Origin of the sequence: Novosphingobium anseongense, from assembly GCF_037482895.1 — a bacterium.
Lineage (GTDB): Bacteria > Pseudomonadota > Alphaproteobacteria > Sphingomonadales > Sphingomonadaceae > Novosphingobium > Novosphingobium anseongense.
Genome location: NZ_JBBHJZ010000001.1, coordinates 307,065 through 323,442, shown reverse-complemented (window position 1 = coordinate 323,442; position 16,378 = coordinate 307,065). Strand labels below are relative to the sequence as shown.

The following is a 16,378-nucleotide window of genomic DNA, read 5'->3' as shown; positions in this document are numbered from 1 at the left end:
CAGCACTGCATGGAGGGCTAACACCGTACTGAGGATCTTGGTTACTGTTTCGTAAGCCATCGACGCTAGGTGTTCGCGGATACCTGGGGGCATGTCATGCACGGCGTTTTCACTTACGGACTGCTGGGCGCCTTGGCAATCGCGCTCCTGGTGGCGATTGTCACCGATATCCAGCACCGTCATATCGACAACTGGCTGAACGCGGGCATCGCGCTCGCCGCGCCGCTGTTCTGGCTGGCTAGCGGGTTGAGCCTGACCGACATCGGCTGGCAGGTCGGCATCGCCGCCGGCTCCTTTCTCGTCTTCGCGCTCATGTTCGCGATCGGCTGGATGGGCGGCGGCGACGTCAAGCTGTTGAGCGCTCTGGCCTTGTGGATCGAGCCCTACTGGTTTGCGCAGGTGATCGTGGTCATGGCGCTCGCAGGCGGCGTGCTGACGGTCGTCTACATGACCTGGCATTTCCTGACCCGCCGTCAGGAGCGTCCGGAGATCCCTTACGGCATCGCCATTTCGGGCGCCGGGCTCTGGGCCCTGGCCAGCCAATATATCCCGCCCCTGCAGAACGCCGGGCTGCTGGGTTGAACCCGATTTTAACCATTATGCTCCATTGCGGTGAGAACTTGGGCATCTTTTCGAGAGGGCTGATCTAGCCATGGACAAGAAAAAGCTGACGCTGCTGCTGGTGGCGCTGGTCATTGCGGTCGGCACGGCCCTGGCCGCGCGCAGCCTGTTCGTCGGCGCATCCGCGCCGCAGGCCGAGGCCGCAGCACCCGAAGCCACCGGACCGAAAGTCCTCGTTGCGCAACGTGCGCTTCCGGTCGGCACGATCATCACGGCCGATTCGGTTTCCTTCCAGGCCTGGCCGAAGGAAATGGTCCAGGATGCCTATTTCATCGACGGCGAAGCCGACATGTCGAAGCTTCTCGGTACGGTCGTCCGCAATCCGATCACGGCTGGTCAGCCGATCACCCAGGGCACGCTCGTCGCGCCGGGTGACCGCGGCTTCCTCGCCGCCGCGCTCGGGCCGGGCATGCGCGCCATCACGATCCCCGTTTCGGTGAAGACCGGCGTCGCCGGCTTCATCTTCCCCGGCGACCACGTCGACCTCGTCCTGACCCAGAGCGTCAAGGGTACGGACAGCCAGCCGCTCAAGGCCTCGGAAACGATCCTCAAGAACCTGCGCGTCCTCGCAACCGACCAGGCGACCTCGACCGAGACGGTTGACGGCAAGTCGGTGGTGCGCACGTCGAGCACGGTCACACTCGAAGTCACGCCGCGCATCGCCGAAAAGGTCGCTGTCGCCGAAACGATCGGCCAGCTCAGCCTCTCGCTGCGCTCGCTCGCCGACAACCAGTCCGAGCTCGACCGCGCGATCGCCAGCGGCTCGGTCAAGGTGCCCGAAGGCGCCAGCAAGGAACAGGAAGACAAGATTCTCAGCCTGGCGATGAACCGTCCGGTCGAGGGTCCGACGACCTACCAGACCGGCGGCGACGTCTCGCGTTTCCAGCGCGCGTCGATGCCCTCGCAGGCACCGCGTCCGGTGGCAGCACCCGGCCCGGCAGTCACGGTCAACATCGCGCCCGTCGGCCCGAGGGTCCGCGTGATGCGCGGCAAGGCCGCCGTCCAGGTCGTAGACGCCAATACGCTCGCTGCCGCTCCCGTCGGGACCAACTGACATGATTCGCCGCACCACGATTTCCACGCCTTTTGGGGGCAAGACGATGAACCGTCGCCTGATCCGTACCCTGCTGACCGGCGCCTGCGCCGCCCTTCCGCTTGCTTTCGCGCCGCTCGCGGCTGCACCGGCCCGCAGCGCGCCGGCCCGCAACACGCCGCCTTCGTCGGTGACGCGCCCGAACAGCGACCTCGTCCTCTCGATCGGCCGCGGCCAGTTGGTGACGGTCGGTGGAACGATGGCCGACGTCTTCGTCGCCAACGATTCGGTCGCCGATGTCGAGGTCAAGTCGACCCGCCAGCTCTATGTCTTCGGCAAGGCCGGCGGCGAAACGACGGTCTATGCCAGCAACGCGGCCGGCGACATCGTCTGGTCGGCCAACATCCGCGTGGGCTCGAACATCGACAGCATCGACCAGATGCTCAAGCTGGCCATGCCCGATGCCAAGATCGGCGTCGCCACGGTGGGCAGCGGCACCTATCTGCTCACCGGCACGGTAGCCTCGCCGGATGACGCAGCAGAGGCCGAGCGCCTCGTGAAGGCCTATATCGGCGGCAAGGATGCCGCCGCGATGAACATCAACGTCGTCAGCCGGCTCCGGACCGCGACGCCGCTGCAGGTCAACCTGCAGGTTCGGTTCGCCGAAGTCAGCCGCTCGCTGGCAAAGAACCTGTCCTCGAACCTCACCACGATCGACGGTACCGGCGGCTTCAAGTTCGGCATCGGCCAGGGTCGAGCGCCCAGCTACATCACGACCGATCCGCGGTTGCCGCTGGGCGTGGGCCAGGCGGTTCAGGGCTACACGATCAATCCGAGCTACATGAACCCCGTCACCGGCGCGATCCTGTCCAACGCCTACACCCCAACGGGTGCACTCGTGGCGGATTTCGTCACCCAGCGGCCCGGAACCAGCGTTTCGCAGGCCGGTGAAGGTCTGACCACGATCGCCGGCATGGGCCGCTTTCTGGGCCTGAACATCCTCGGTACGCTCGACGCGGGTGAAAACGTTGGTCTGGTTTCGACCCTCGCTCAGCCCAATCTCACCGCACTGTCGGGTGAGACAGCCGACTTCCTCGCGGGCGGCGAATTCCCGATCCCGATGAACCAGGGTCTCGGCACGACGTCGGTCGAGTACAAGAGGTTCGGTGTCAGCCTCTCCTATACGCCCACGGTTCTGGCCAACGGCCGCATCTCGCTGCGCGTCCGGCCGGAAGTCTCCGAACTGTCAAGCGAAGGTGCCGTCGTCATCGGCGGCTTCTCGATCCCGGCGCTCACCGTGCGCCGCACCGAGACGACGATCGAGCTCGGCTCGGGCCAGAGCTTCATGATCGCAGGCCTGATGAAGAATTCGACGCAGAACGCCATCCGGAAAATGCCGGGTGCCGGAGACCTGCCGATCCTCGGTTCGCTGTTCCGCTCGACCGCCTTCCAGCGGGGCGAGACCGAACTGGTGATCGTCGTGACGCCCTATCTGGTAAATCCGGTCGACGGCAACGACATCAAGCTCCCGACCGACGGCTACAACGCGCCGAACGAACTCCAGCGCCTGCTGGGCAATCAGGACAATGCCGGCAAGTCGGGTGTTTCGCGGCCCGTGCCGTCCGCGGCGCCGCAGCCGCAAACCGCCCCCGCAGTCGGCGCGGCCGACGTCCCGGCTTCCGCCAAGCGCGGCGCAACCGCCGAAGCGCCGAAGCCCGGCTTCAATCTGAAGTGAGAGAGGTGATGAACACCATGACGTCCCTGATCCGTTCGCCCCGCAGCATTACGCCGAAAACCATCGGTGCGGCGCTAGCTCTCTCGCTTGGTATGGCTCTCGCCGGTTGTGGCGGCATCGCGACCAACGCCTCGGTCGACAGCATCCATCAACCCGTCGTCGAGAACGCCAACTATACGCTCGATCTGAGCACCGGTCCCGGCGGACTGTCCTATGCCGAACAGCGCCGTCTCGATGGCTGGTTCGATGCCATGGACCTGCGCTACGGCGATCGCATCGCTGTCGACGATCCGCTCGGCAGCGAACCGACTCGTTCGGCCGTCGCCGCCATCGCCGCGCGTCGTGGCCTGATCCTGAGCGACACCGCCCCGGCGACGCAGGGCTACGTGACCGCGGGCAACGCCCGCGTCATCGTCACGCGCTCCAAGGCCACGGTGCCCGGCTGCCCCAACTGGTCCTCGCGCAACGACTTCAATCCGAACAACGCCACGAGCTCGAACTACGGCTGCGCCGTCAACAGCAACCTCGCGGCGATGGTCGCCAACCCCGAGCACCTGCTCAAGGGTGAAAAGGGCGACAGCGACACGCTGATCATGAGCTCGAACAAGGCGATCAACGCCTATCGCGCCAAGGATCTCAACGGCGGCGGCGGCAATGCCGTCAAGCAGACCAGCTCGAAGGCAGACTGATCATGAACGCACCCTGGAAAGCTGGAACGCCTGGCGGGCGTGACCCCTATCAGGCCTATATCTGCGACGACGCGGCGCTCGACGTGCTGCGTCCCGTGGTGGTCGAAATGGGCTGGGCGCCGGAGAAGTGCAACAAGGGCGGCCTGCGCAATGCCGTCCAGGCGCTGTCGATCTCGGCCAGCCCCAACATCCTGCTCGTCGACCTGTCGGAAAGCGGCGATCCGCTCAACGACATCAACGCGCTCGCCGAAGTCTGCGAGCCCGGCACGGTCGTCATCGCGATCGGCCAGGTCAACGACGTGCGCCTCTACCGCGACCTGCTCGCTAGCGGCATTCACGACTACCTGCTCAAGCCGCTGCAGCCCGCCATGCTGCGCGATGCCCTGGTCAATGCCCAGGCGGTCTTCTCGGCGCCGAAATTCGCCGATGCGAGCGCGGCAAAGCAGCACATCTCGACCGCGGTGATCGGCACGCGCGGCGGCGTCGGCGCCTCGACCATCGCGACCTCGCTCGCCTGGCTGTTCAGCGCCGAGAACAAGCAGCCCACCGCGCTGCTCGACCTCGACATCCACTTCGGCACGGGCGCGCTCTCGCTCGACCTCGAGCCGGGCCGCGGTCTGACCGACGCGATCGAGAACCCCAGCCGCATCGACGGTCTGTTCATCGAGCGCGCCATGATCCGCGCCAACGACAATCTGGCGATCCTGTCGGCCGAAGCGCCGATCAACATGCCGCTGATGACCGATGGCGCGGCCTTCCTCCAGCTCGAGGAAGAGTTCCGTCACGCGTTCGAGATGACGGTCATCGACCTGCCACGCAACATGCTGATCAACTTCCCGCAGCTGCTGGCCGACGTGAACGTGATCGTGATCGTGACCGAACTGACCCTCGCGGCGGCGCGCGACACCATCCGCATGCTCTCGTGGCTCAAGACCAATGCGCAGCACGCGCAGGTGATCGTCGTCGCGAACAAGGTGCAACCCGGCGTGGGCGAGATCAGCAAGACCGATTTCGAGAGCTCGATCGAGCGCCGGATCGACATCAGCGTCGCGTACGATCTCAAGTCGGCCGCCAACGCCGCCAAGCTCGGCAAGACCTTCTGCGAGGCCAACCGCGCGAGCAAGGCCAGCGTGGCCGTACGCGACATCGCCAAGGCGGTGATGGGTGCCAGCGACGTGGCCAGCGAGGACGGCGCCGCTCCGGCAAAGAAGTCGCTGCTGGGCAAGATCGACCTCAAGTCGATGCTGTCGAAGAAGTCGCCAGCCACGGCGCCGTCGGCGGCGTGAGCGAGACAATGCCCGCGGCGCCCGGCGTCGCGGGACGCGAAGAGGAAGGCGGACTACGCCGATGAACCTGTTCCCGATACTGCTGATCGCCTTCGGTCTGTCGGCTTCCCTCGCGCTGATCGCGTTCTCGCTGAGCGGCCCCTCGGCCGCGAAGGAGAGCGCGCGCCGTCTGCAGACGCTGCGGTATCGCCATTCCGAAAACACGATCGACAAGGTCGAGGCGCAACTCCGCAAGGCGGTTGCCGCGCGCAAACCGAAGCTGCACCAGATCGCGGGCTCGAGCTCGCGGATCGAAGCGCTGACTCTGCGCCTGCACCGCACCGGCAAGGGCTGGAAGCTGTCGCAATACGTCTATGCCTCGCTGGGCCTCATGGTCGGCGTGGCCTTCGTCGTCTTCCTGATGTCGGGCGCGCTACCGCTGGCACTGGGCGTCGGCATGCTCGTCGGCGCCGGTCTGCCGCATCTGGCCGTCGGCCATTTCATCAAGAGCCGCGGCACCAAGTTCACCGTGAAGTTCCCCGATGCGATCGAACTCCTCGTGCGCGGCCTTCGTTCGGGCCTCCCGGTCACCGAGACCCTGGGCGTCGTCGCCCAGGAAGTCCCCGGCCCCGTCGGCGAGGAATTCAAGCTGGTGATCGAACGCATCAAGATCGGCCGTTCGATGGAGGAAGCGCTCCAGGAAACCGCAGACCGGCTCAACACGCCCGAATTCAGCTTCTTCTGCATCACTCTCGCGATCCAGCGAGAGACCGGCGGCAACCTGGCCGAGACGCTCTCGAACCTGGCCGACGTGCTGCGCAAGCGCGCGCAGATGAAGCTCAAGATTCGCGCGATGAGCTCGGAATCGAAAGCTTCGGCCTACATCGTCGGCTCGCTGCCGTTCATCGTCTTCACCATGATCTACTGGATCAACCCCGACTACATCGGCGGCTTCTTCACCGAGGACCGTCTCATCGTCGCGGGTCTCGGCGGCCTGACCTGGATGAGCATCGGCGCCTTCATCATGGCCAAGATGGTCAGCTTCGAGATCTGAGCGGGACACGATAGACATGACACACACCCCGCCCGGCCCCACGCTCCTCGGCTTCGACGTCATCTGGGTCGCGACCATGCTGGCGATGATCGCCGCCCTGGCCGTCTGCTACGCGATCTACACGGCGGTTACCGTGCGCGATCCGATGGCGCGCCGCGTCAAGGCACTCAACGACCGTCGCGAGCAGCTCAAGGCCGGTATCGTCGCCACGCCGCGCAAGCGCGCCAGCCTCATTCGCAAGAACGAGACGACCGACAAGATGCGCGATGCGCTCTCGTCGATGAAGGTCCTCCAGGACAGCCAGGTCAAGCAGGCGCAGCAGAAGCTGGCCCAGGCCGGTATCCGCAAGAAGGAATGGGCCGTCGCCGTCATCTTCGGCCGCCTGGTCCTGCCGCTCGTGTTCGGCGGCTTTGCGGCGGTGATGATCTATCTGGTCGACTATTTCCCCGACTGGGGCAGCTTCAAGAAGTTCATGGCCTTCGCGGCCGTGGCGGTCATTTCGTACAAAGCGCCCGACATCTTCTTGCAGAACATGATCTCCAAGCGCACCGACGCGATCCGCAAGGGCCTGCCGGACGCGCTCGACCTTCTGGTCATCTGCGCCGAGGCCGGCCTCACGGTCGACGCCGCCTTCGCGCGCGTCGCCAAGGAACTGGGCCGCGCCTATCCCGAACTCGGCGACGAGTTCACCCTGACCTCGATCGAGCTGTCGTTCCTCACCGACCGCCGCCAAGCCTTCGAGAACCTCGCCTATCGCGTGAATCTCGACTCGGTGAAGGGCGTGGTCACGACGATGATCCAGACCGAGCGCTACGGTACGCCGCTCGCTTCGGCACTGCGCGTACTCTCGGCCGAATTCCGCAACGAGCGCATGATGCGCGCCGAGGAAAAGGCCGCGCGTCTGCCGGCGATCATGACCGTGCCGCTGATCCTGTTCATCCTGCCGGTGCTGTTCGTCGTCATTCTCGGCCCGGCGGCCTGTTCGATCGGCGACGCATTCTCGAACGGCGGTCCGAGCTAAACCGAACCTTACACAGTTCGTGGGAGGAGCAGCCTCCCCGCGGCGGAAACGCTGCGGGGAGGCCAGCTTATTTCGGGTTCAGCGCAGGACGCGGCCCGCGACGGCGTCGAGCTTGGCCAGCAGCGTTCGATCGCGCGCTGCGGGCGCTGTCACCAGCGCATGGTCGAGCGCGCGGTCGATCGGGTTCGGCGGGCGCCGCTCGGGCAGGAATGCCGCGAGCGCCCGCACCGCATTGCGCGCCGTCGCGGCATTGGCGTGCATCACTTCGAGCACTTCGGAAACTTCGACACCCTGCTCTTCCTCGCGCCAGGCGTCGTAATCGGTGATCATGCCGAGCATGGCATAGGGCAGCTCTGCCTCGCGACACAGGCGCGCCTCGGGCATACCCGTCATGCCGATCACGTCGGCACCCCACTGACGGTAGAGCCGGCTTTCCGCCCGGGTCGAGAACTGCGGCCCCTCCATCGCCAGATAGCAGCCGCCGCGATGCACCGTCGCGCCCGCCTTCTCGCCGGCACGCGCGGCCATGGAGGCCAGCATCGGGCAGACGGGATCAGCCAGGCTGACATGCGCGACCATGCCGGGGCCGAAGAAGCTATGCCCGCGATGGACGGTGCGGTCGATGAACTGGTCGATCGCGATGAAATGGCCAGGTGCCAGATTCTCCTGCAACGAACCGATCGCCGACAGCGACAGCACGTCGGTGACGCCGCAGCGCTTGAGCACGTCGACATTGGCGCGGTAATTCACCTCGTGCGGCGGCAGTCGGTGCCCGGCGCCATGGCGTGCCAGGAAGGTGAAGCGCACCCCGTCGAGCGTGCCGACCGTGACCGGCCCCGAAGCCTCGCCGAAGGGGCTAGAAACCTCGATCTCCTGCGCGTCCTCGAGCCCGACGCCGTCCGCGAGGCCCGAACCGCCGATGATGCCGATATGCCAGCGGTCGGGCTTTTCCCAACGGCTCTGATTTTCAGCGTGCAAGTATGCCTGCCATGATGATGTCGATGGTGTGTTCGCGATAGCGGTCACGCAGTTCTTCGGTCAACGTGTCCTGATCGAAACAGTGCTTGAGCACGAGCCGCGCCGAAAAGAAGCGGTCGACCGCGCCTGTCACGGTGAAATAGAACAGCTGCGGATCGACCTGGCGGAACACGCCGGCGCGGACCCCCTCGTCGATCAGCGCCTCGTAGGCGCGATAGATCGGCGAAAGATAGGAGTCGGCGATGTGCCGCGCTTCGGCCTCGTCGCTCTCGCGCACCAGCCGCATCGTCAGCCGGTTGAGATACGGCACCTGGTAGAAGGTATCGACGACCTTGGAGATATGCCGGCGCAGCTTCGCTTCCGGGCCCCAGTCGCCTTTGTGCACCAGCGCATCGACGCTGGTGACGATCGCCTGCCAGTCGCGATCGAGCAGCGCCTTGAGGAGGCCGGCCTTGTTGCCGAAGTAATACTTCACCAACGCCGAGTTGAGGCCCGAGCGCAAGGACAGCTCGGACAGCGAGATGTCGATCACGTCGCCTTCGCGCATGATCGCACTCGCCGTATCGAGCAGTTGCGCCCGCGCTCCCGCCGGCGTGGTGAGATCGGCCTCCCCCATCAGGCCCTGATCAGCGCGGCGGCATGCGGATGGCGCCGTCGAGGCGGACGTCCTCGCCGTTGAAGTAGGGATTGGTGATCATCGCCAGCGCCAGCTCGGCGTATTCCTCGGGCTTGCCCATGCGCTTGGGGAACGGCACCGAAGCGTCGAGCACTTCGCGCGCCTTTTCGGGCAGCGACATCATCAGCGGCGTCTTGAAGATGCCGGGCAGGATCGTGTTGACGCGGATGCCCTCGTTCATCAGGTCGCGTGCCACCGGCAGGGTCATGCCGACGACGCCGGCCTTCGACGTCGCATAGGCGGCCTGGCCGACCTGGCCATCCTCGGCTGCCGCCGAGGCGGTGTTGATGATCACGCCGCGATCGCCATCCTCGCTCAGCGGATCGAGCGTCAGCATGCCCGCGGCCGACTTCGCGAGCACGCGGAAGGTGCCGACGAGGTTGATCTGGATGATGAAGTTGAAGGCGTCGAGCGGGAAGTGCTTGATCTCGCCGGTGGTCTTGTCGCGGCTGACCGTCTTGATCGCATTGGCCGTGCCCGCGCAGTTGACCAGGATGCGCTCCTGGCCGTGGGCGGCGCGCGCCTTGGCAAAGGCGGCGTCGATCGACTCGTCCGATGTCACGTTGGCTTCGCAGAAGATGCCGCCGATCTCCTCGGCGAGCGCCTTGCCCTTCTCTTCCTGCAGGTCGAAGATCGCGACCTTCACGCCCTTCGCGGCGAGCGCGCGCGCAGTGGCGGCGCCCAGGCCCGAGGCGGCGCCTGTGACGACGGCGGCGATGCTGCTGTCGAGCTTCATGCAAGTCTTCCTTTCGTTCGCGAGAGCGCGCCATCGGCACCGGGAATCGGCAGGAAAGCACGCGGACAATCCGATTTAAGCAGCCGGTTAAACGGCGCCGTCAAGCCGGTCAATGACGTTGCGAAATCGTGTCGTTCGGGCGAAAAGGCGCGCGGGTCGTCATAAAAGATTTTCAGGGTTTTCCATTGAGCATCGAAGTTTCGCGCGGGGTGTTTCCTCGTGTCGCCTGGCTTGCGGCATTCGCGCCTGCTTTCGCCGCGCCGGCCCTGGCGGCCGACGAGGCGCCGATCGTCGTGACCGGCTCGCGCATCCCGCGGCCACCGGCCGAAAGTGCCGAACCGATCGATGCGACCCTGGCCGGCTATCTCGAGGATCGCGGCCAGACCAACCTCGCCGACGCGCTGAACGAGGTGCCGGGCATCCGCGGTTCGGTGACGCTCGGCGGCGACCAGGCCGTCTATGGTCAGGGCGTCAACTTCATCAATCTCTACGGGCTCGGCTCGAACCGCACCCTCGTGCTGGTCAACGGCCGCCGCGTCGTCTCCTCCAACGTGCCGAGCGTGCTCGGCAATGCGACGCCGGGCACCCAGGTCGATCTCAACGTCGTCCCGACGATCCTGCTCGACCGGGTCGAGCGCGTCTCGATCGGCGGCGCGCCGATCTACGGCACCGATGCGATCGCGGGTACGGTCAACGTCGTGCTCAAGCGCCGCCTGACCGGGCTCGAGACGCGCGCCACGAGCGGCGTCAGCGGCGAAGGCGACAATGCCCGCTGGAACGTCGCGGCGGCGGGCGGGGTGGATTTCGCGGGCGGTCGCGGCAATGTCACCGCGGCGGTCAGCTACGACCGGCTCGGCGCCGTCACGGGCGGCCAACGCGGAACCTATCGCGCGAACCTGGGCAATGCGACGAACCCTTGCACGGCCGTGCAGACGGGCATCTGCTCGGCGCTCAACCTCGCCTCGGCGCTCGGTCCCGTCGGCCGCACTCCGGCCAACGACGGGCGAGTGAACCCCAACATCGGCTTCAACGACAGCCTCGGCGACGGCTTTCCCGGCTCGGTGCTGATCCGCGACCTCAACCTGCCCGCGGTCTCGCGCGGCGGCGTGCTGTCGAGCGGTGGCGGCGCCTATGCCTGGCAGTTCGCGCCCGACGGTCGGCTGCTGTCCTACGACAAAGGCACGATCTACGGCGCACCGGTGCCCGGCGTACTCGCCGCGGCAGCCCTGGCCTCGGGCGGCGACGGGCTGCGGCTCAACGATTTCCTGGCGGTGAGTTCCAGCCTCAAGCGACTCAACGCCAGCCTCTCTTTCACCTACGACCTCACCGACCGCCTCCAGCTCTTCGCCGACGGGCTGTTCTATCACGGCCAGGCCGACCTGCCGGTCAAGCTGCCGACCTTCAACGCCGTGCAGTTCGGCGGCGCCTCGGCCCCGCTCACCTTCCGCACCGACAACCCGTTCCTCACTGCCCAGGCGCGCCAGCAGCTCGCGGCGCTAGGCTATGGCAACACCTTTCAACTCAGCCGCGCCAACGCCGATCTCGCCGACACTTCGGGCCGCTCGGACAGCAAGGTCTATCGCGGCGTCGTGGGGCTAGAAGGCAAGCTCGCGCTCGGCGGGCGCGACTACGGCTTCGAGATCTCGCTGAACTACGGCCGCAGCGATTTCACCGACCGCGGCCAGGCGATCGATCAGCAGCGCTTCGTCAACGCGGTCAACGTCGCGCTGGTGGGCGGACAGATCGTCTGTTCGACCACCGCGAGCGTCACCGGCTTCCCCGCGGGCCAGGCGCCCGTCGCCGATCCGGCCTGCGTGCCGCTCAACCTGTTCGGCGAAAACGCCGCCTCGCCGGCCGCGCGCGCTTACGTGCTGCGTGATACCGTCGCGCGATCGCGGCTCGAACAGGTGGTCGTCAACGCCAACATCGGCGGCGCGCCGTTCGATCTGTTCGGCAATCCGGTCTCGTTCAATCTCGGCTTCGAGCACCACGAGGAAAACGCGCGCTTCATTCCCGACGCCTTCCTCCAGGCCGGGCTCGGTCGCGCCGCCGCGGTCGCCCCGACTGCGGGCCGCTACGATCTCGACGAGATCTTCGGCGAAGTGCTGGTGCCGCTGATCACGCCCGAGAACCAGGCCCTGTTCCACAGCCTCTCGGCCTTCGGTCGCGTCCGCCGTGTCGACAACAGCGCCAATGGCGGCTTCACCGCCTGGTCGGCCGGCGGCAGCTTTGCGCCGATCGCGGACATCGAGGTCCGCGGCAATTTCACCCGCTCGTTCCGCGCGCCCGCGATCACCGAACTCTATTCGCCGCGTGCCGTGACCAACATCCCGGTGCCCGATCTCTGCTCGACCGCCAATATCGGCGCCGGTCCCGTCCCGACGGTACGGCGTGCCAACTGCACGGCCTTCCTCGCGCGCTATCCGAACGCGACACCGCTGGTCGCCGCCACGGCCACCGTGCCGACTTTCGGCGGCGGCAATCCCGGCCTGCGCAACGAACGCAGCGACAGCCTGACCTGGGGCGCGCTCCTGCGCCCGCGTTTCGTTCCCGGCCTGACGCTCGCGGCCGACTACGTCCGCCTGCGCATCAGCGATCCGATCGCCAGCCTCAGCATGGCGCAGGTCGCGCAGGGCTGCTTCGACAATCCCGATTTCGACGCCGGCGATCCGGCCCGGGGCAACGCCTTCTGCGCGCTGATCCGGCGCGACGCGCAAGGCCAGGTCGTGGCCGACGCGCAGAACCCGGCGGTCACGCTCGGCTACGTCAACGGCAAGCGTATCGAGATGAGCGGCGTTCAGGCCGGGCTCGAATACCGCACCGCCCTCTCGGGCCTCGGTGTGGCCGGCGCGCTCGAGATCGGCGGCGACCTGTTCCACTTGCGCCGCCGCCTCGTCGACATCACCGGCGTCACCCCGGCGCGGTCGGACGGCGTGGTCGGCGACCCGCGCTGGCAGGGCCAGCTACGCCTGCGCTATGCCAACAAGGCGTGGGGCATCGCGACCAATGTCAACTACACGGGCACCCGCGCCATCGCGCTGACCGGCCGCGGCGACAGCCCCAACGACACACGCGAGTTCGACCATTTCGATCCTTTCGCGACGGTCGATGCGGCGCTCTTCGTCACGGCGGCCGACAGCTACAAGCTGACCTTGTCGATCACCAATCTGTTCGACAGAGTCGGGCAGACCTATTTCGGCTATGTCGTTCCGCTCTCGATCAACGACGCGCTCGGCCGCCGCTTCGCGCTGAGCGTCAGCAGGACGTGGTGACCATGCAACTCATCGGCCAGTACGACAGCCCTTTCGTCCGCCGCGTCGGCCTGGCGCTGACGCGCTACGGTATCGCCTTCGACCACCACCCGTTCTCGAGCTTCGGCGAAAGCGACAAGTTCGTCGCGCACAACCCGCTGCGCCGCGTGCCGACGCTGGTGCTCGATGACGGCGAGGCGCTGATCGACAGCTACGCGATCCTCGATCACCTCGACGAGGGCCACGGTCGCGATCGCGCGCTGATCGCCCCCTCGGGCCCCGAGCGCCGCGCGGCCTTGCGCCGCTGCGCGATAGCCACGGGCATTGCCGACAAGGCGGTGTCGTTCTTCTACGCGAAGAACTTCGCGCCCTCGCTCGACCCGGTCTTCGTCGCGCGCAGCGAAGGCCAGATCCGGGACGGCCTGGCTGTGCTGAACGACGAATGCGCCGCGCGGCCGGGAGACTGGTGGTTCGGCGCCGAGCCAGGCCACGACGACAACACGGTCGCCTGCGTCGCGCGCTTCGTGAGCGAGGCCTATGCCTATCTGGTGACCCTGGCGGATTACCCCGCGCTGGCCGACCACTCCGCCCGCGCCGAAGCGCGCGCGGAGTTCCAGGCGATCCAGCAGGCGTTCATTCCGCCGGCTTGAGCGAGGATCGATCCTCCCCTTCAAGGGGAGGATCTCCGGCTCACCCCACCACCATCTGCAGCGCGCCGTCGCCCTCGTCGATCTTCACCGTGGCGCCGTCCGGGATCTCCCCGCCGAGCAGCTTCTCGGCGAGCGGATCCTGCAGATAGCGCTGGACCGCACGCTTCAGCGGTCGCGCGCCGTAGACCGGATCGTAGCCGACCCGTCCCAGCCAGCGCTCGGCCGCGGGGGTCAGTTCGAGCACGATCTTGCGGTCCTTGAGCAAGGTCTGCACGCGTCCGACCTGGATCTCGACGATCGGCCCCATGTGCTCCTGCGCGAGACGATGGAACAGGATGATCTCGTCGAGCCGGTTGAGGAATTCGGGGCGGAAGTGGCTGCGCACGACTTCCATCACCTGCGGCTCGACGGTCTCGACATCCACTCCGTCGCCGAGGTTGGCGAGATACTGGCTGCCGAGGTTCGAAGTCAGGATGATCAGCGTGTTGGTGAAGTCCACCTGGCGCCCCTGCCCATCGGTCAGGCGCCCGTCGTCGAGCACCTGGAGCAGCACGTTGAACACGTCCGAATGGGCCTTCTCGACCTCGTCGAACAGCACGACCTGATAAGGCCGCCGCCGTACGGCCTCGGTCAGCACGCCGCCCTCGTCATAGCCGACATAGCCCGGAGGCGCGCCGATCAGGCGGCTGACCGAGTGCTTCTCCATGAACTCGCTCATGTCGATGCGGACCATCGCGCTGTCGTCGTCGAACAGGAAGCCGGCGAGCGCCTTGGTCAGCTCGGTCTTGCCGACGCCCGTCGGGCCGAGGAACAGGAACGAGCCGAGCGGCCGGTTCGGGTCCTGCAAGCCCGCACGTGCACGGCGCACGGCCTTCGACACGGCGACCACCGCGTCGCGCTGGCCGATCACGCGCCTGCCGATGGCCTCTTCCATCTTGAGCAGCTTCTCGCGTTCGCCTTCCATCATCCGGTCGACCGGAATGCCGGTCCAGCGGCTGACCACGGCGGCGATGTCGTCGGCGGTGACTTCCTCGCGCAGGAGGGCGTTCCCCGCCTGCCCCTGAGCCTCCTCGAGGCGCTTTTCCAGCTCGGGGATGCGGCCATAGGTCAGCTCGCCCGCCTTGGCATAGTCGCCACCGCGCTGCGCCTGATCGAGCTCGATCCGGGCGGCGTCGAGCGCTTCCTTGATCTTGCCTTCGGAGGCGATCTTGTCGCGCTCGTTCTGCCAGCGCGTGGTCAGCTCGCTCGACTGCTGCTCGAGCTGGGCCAGTTCGCCGCGCAGGGTTTCGAGCCGGTCCTTCGAGGGCTGGTCGCTCTCCTTGGCCAGCGCCATTTCCTCGATCTTGAGCTGGACGATCCGCCGGTCGAGGTTTTCGATCTCCTCGGGCTTGGACTCGACCTCCATGCGGATGCGGCTCGCGGCCTCGTCCATCAGGTCGATCGCCTTGTCGGGCAGGAAGCGGTCGGCGATGTAGCGATTGCTCAGCGTGGCCGCGGCGACGATCGCGTTGTCGGCGATGCGCACGCCATGGTGCAGTTCGTACTTCTCCTTGATCCCGCGCAGGATCGACACCGTGTCCTCGACCGTGGGCTCGCCCACGAAGACCGGCTGGAACCGCCGCTGCAGCGCGGGGTCCTTCTCGACGTACTTCTGGTATTCGTCGAGCGTGGTCGCACCGATGCAGTGCAGCTCGCCCCGCGCGAGCGCGGGCTTGAGCAGGTTCGAGGCGTCCATCGCGCCGTCGCCCTTGCCCGCGCCGATCAGCGTGTGCATCTCGTCGATGAACAGGATGATGTGGCCCTCGGCGCCCTTGACCTCGTCGAGCACCGACTTGAGCCGTTCCTCGAACTCGCCACGGTACTTCGCGCCCGCGATCAGGCTGCCCATGTCGAGCGACATCAGGGTGCGATCCTTGAGGCTGTCGGGCACGTCGCCGTTGGCGATGCGCAGGGCGAGCCCTTCGGCGATCGCGGTCTTGCCGACGCCGGGCTCACCGATCAACGCGGGATTGTTCTTGGTGCGCCGCGCGAGAATCTGGATCGTGCGGCGGATTTCCTCGTCGCGGCCGATGACCGGGTCGAGCTTGCCCTCGCGCGCCGCCTCGGTGAGGTCGCGCGCGTATTTCTTGAGCGCCTCGTAGCTCTCCTCGGCCGAAGCCGAATGCGCCTGACGTCCGCCGCGCAGCTCGGTGATCGCCGTTTCGAGCGCCTGCGGCGTGACATTCGCTGCCTTCAGCGCCTGGCCAGCGGGCGTCGTGCTGGCGAGTGCCAGGGCCACCAACATGCGTTCGACCGTGACGAAGCTGTCGCCCGACTTCTGCGCGATCTGCTCGGCTTGGTCGAGCACGCGCACGGCGTCGTTGTCGAGCCCCGGGGGCTGCTGCGAGCCGCCGCCCGAGACTGCGGGCAGCTTGGCCAGGGCCTTGTCGACTTCCTCCACGGCGAAGGCGGGATTGCCGCCGGCGCGCTGGATCAGGCCCGCGGCCATGCCTTCGCCGTCTTCGAGCAACGCCTTGAGCAGGTGCTCGGGCGTGATGCGCTGGTGGTTCTGGCGGATCGCGACGGTCTGCGCCGCGTTCAGGAATCCCTTGGCGCGATCGGTGAATTTCTCGAGGTTCATCTGGGGTACGTCCTCCTGTCGGCTAGGAGATAGTGTTGCTGATTAGTCA

The 16,378-nt window shown here is 66.7% G+C and carries 13 protein-coding genes; 9 read left to right on the top strand and 4 right to left on the bottom strand.

Annotated elements, in window-relative coordinates:
• Positions 1–96: 96 nt before the first annotated feature.
• The 7 genes from WG901_RS01530 to WG901_RS01500 all read left to right on the top strand — a co-directional run bounded on the left by WG901_RS01530 (position 97) and on the right by WG901_RS01500 (position 7,418).
• The gene (locus WG901_RS01530; RefSeq protein WP_339585260.1) at positions 97–582 is read left to right on the top strand and encodes an A24 family peptidase; all 486 of its coding nucleotides are present in this window, start codon (positions 97–99) and stop codon (positions 580–582) included.
• A gap of 70 nt (positions 583–652) precedes the next feature.
• Entirely contained in the window at positions 653–1,675 is a 1,023-nt protein-coding gene (cpaB, locus tag WG901_RS01525; protein ID WP_339585259.1) for a Flp pilus assembly protein CpaB, read from the top strand.
• Position 1,676: 1 nt separating this feature from the next.
• Positions 1,677–3,389 carry a type II and III secretion system protein family protein gene (locus WG901_RS01520; protein ID WP_339585258.1) on the top strand — a complete coding sequence of 571 codons (1,713 nt, stop codon included), beginning with the start codon at positions 1,677–1,679 and terminating at the stop codon, positions 3,387–3,389.
• Between the two features lie 92 nt (positions 3,390–3,481).
• On the top strand, positions 3,482–4,078 hold the full coding sequence (locus tag WG901_RS01515; protein ID WP_339585257.1) for a CpaD family pilus assembly protein: 597 nt from the start codon (positions 3,482–3,484) through the stop codon (positions 4,076–4,078).
• Positions 4,079–4,080: 2 nt separating this feature from the next.
• Positions 4,081–5,364: a pilus assembly protein CpaE gene (locus tag WG901_RS01510; protein ID WP_339585256.1), complete on the top strand. Its 1,284-nt coding sequence runs from the start codon at positions 4,081–4,083 to the stop codon at positions 5,362–5,364.
• Positions 5,365–5,425: 61 nt separating this feature from the next.
• Positions 5,426–6,397, top strand: coding sequence for a type II secretion system F family protein (locus WG901_RS01505; protein ID WP_339585255.1), 972 nt, complete (start codon positions 5,426–5,428; stop codon positions 6,395–6,397).
• Positions 6,398–6,413: 16 nt separating this feature from the next.
• Complete coding sequence (locus WG901_RS01500) at positions 6,414–7,418, top strand: type II secretion system F family protein (protein WP_339585254.1); 1,005 nt, start codon at positions 6,414–6,416, stop codon at positions 7,416–7,418.
• Between the two features lie 78 nt (positions 7,419–7,496).
• Here the strand turns inward: WG901_RS01500 and mtnP are convergent, their stop codons facing one another.
• From mtnP to WG901_RS01485, 3 genes are read right to left on the bottom strand one after another with little or no spacing between them, the layout of a single operon-like run.
• Complete coding sequence (gene mtnP / locus WG901_RS01495; RefSeq protein WP_339585253.1) at positions 7,497–8,396, bottom strand: S-methyl-5'-thioadenosine phosphorylase; 900 nt, start codon at positions 8,394–8,396, stop codon at positions 7,497–7,499.
• Positions 8,386–9,012, bottom strand: coding sequence for a TetR family transcriptional regulator (locus WG901_RS01490; RefSeq protein ID WP_339585252.1), 627 nt, complete (start codon positions 9,010–9,012; stop codon positions 8,386–8,388). Before WG901_RS01490 ends, mtnP begins: the two co-directional genes overlap by 11 nt.
• 10 nt (positions 9,013–9,022) lie before the next feature.
• A complete protein-coding gene (locus WG901_RS01485; protein ID WP_339585251.1) occupies positions 9,023–9,808 on the bottom strand; it encodes an SDR family NAD(P)-dependent oxidoreductase in 786 nt (261 codons plus the stop codon).
• Between the two features lie 185 nt (positions 9,809–9,993).
• Here WG901_RS01485 and WG901_RS01480 point away from each other — a divergent pair, with 185 nt between their 5' ends.
• Both WG901_RS01480 and WG901_RS01475 read left to right on the top strand, forming a co-directional pair.
• Positions 9,994–13,080 (top strand): TonB-dependent receptor domain-containing protein, encoded by a 3,087-nt coding sequence (locus tag WG901_RS01480; protein WP_339585250.1) that lies wholly within the window; start codon positions 9,994–9,996, stop codon positions 13,078–13,080.
• Positions 13,081–13,082: 2 nt separating this feature from the next.
• Positions 13,083–13,709, top strand: a complete 627-nt coding sequence (locus WG901_RS01475; RefSeq protein WP_339586620.1) for a glutathione S-transferase family protein — start codon at positions 13,083–13,085, stop codon at positions 13,707–13,709.
• 40 nt (positions 13,710–13,749) lie between these two features.
• Here the strand turns inward: WG901_RS01475 and clpB are convergent, their stop codons facing one another.
• The gene (gene clpB / locus WG901_RS01470) at positions 13,750–16,329 is read right to left on the bottom strand and encodes an ATP-dependent chaperone ClpB (RefSeq protein ID WP_339585249.1); all 2,580 of its coding nucleotides are present in this window, start codon (positions 16,327–16,329) and stop codon (positions 13,750–13,752) included.
• Positions 16,330–16,378: the final 49 nt, after the last annotated feature.

Excerpts from the sequence above, each read along its gene's own strand:
- WG901_RS01530 (WP_339585260.1), top strand. The coding sequence starts at position 97 with ATGCACGGCGTTTTCACTTACGGACTGCTGGGCGCCTTGGCAATCGCG.
- cpaB (WP_339585259.1), top strand. The coding sequence starts at position 653 with ATGGACAAGAAAAAGCTGACGCTGCTGCTGGTGGCGCTGGTCATTGCG.
- WG901_RS01520 (WP_339585258.1), top strand. The coding sequence starts at position 1,677 with ATGATTCGCCGCACCACGATTTCCACGCCTTTTGGGGGCAAGACGATG.
- WG901_RS01515 (WP_339585257.1), top strand. The coding sequence starts at position 3,482 with ATGGCTCTCGCCGGTTGTGGCGGCATCGCGACCAACGCCTCGGTCGAC.
- WG901_RS01510 (WP_339585256.1), top strand. The coding sequence starts at position 4,081 with ATGAACGCACCCTGGAAAGCTGGAACGCCTGGCGGGCGTGACCCCTAT.
- WG901_RS01505 (WP_339585255.1), top strand. The coding sequence starts at position 5,426 with ATGAACCTGTTCCCGATACTGCTGATCGCCTTCGGTCTGTCGGCTTCC.
- WG901_RS01500 (WP_339585254.1), top strand. The coding sequence starts at position 6,414 with ATGACACACACCCCGCCCGGCCCCACGCTCCTCGGCTTCGACGTCATC.
- WG901_RS01490 (WP_339585252.1), bottom strand. The coding sequence starts at position 9,012 with ATGGGGGAGGCCGATCTCACCACGCCGGCGGGAGCGCGGGCGCAACTG.
- WG901_RS01485 (WP_339585251.1), bottom strand. The coding sequence starts at position 9,808 with ATGAAGCTCGACAGCAGCATCGCCGCCGTCGTCACAGGCGCCGCCTCG.
- WG901_RS01475 (WP_339586620.1), top strand. The coding sequence starts at position 13,083 with ATGCAACTCATCGGCCAGTACGACAGCCCTTTCGTCCGCCGCGTCGGC.
- clpB (WP_339585249.1), bottom strand. The coding sequence starts at position 16,329 with ATGAACCTCGAGAAATTCACCGATCGCGCCAAGGGATTCCTGAACGCG.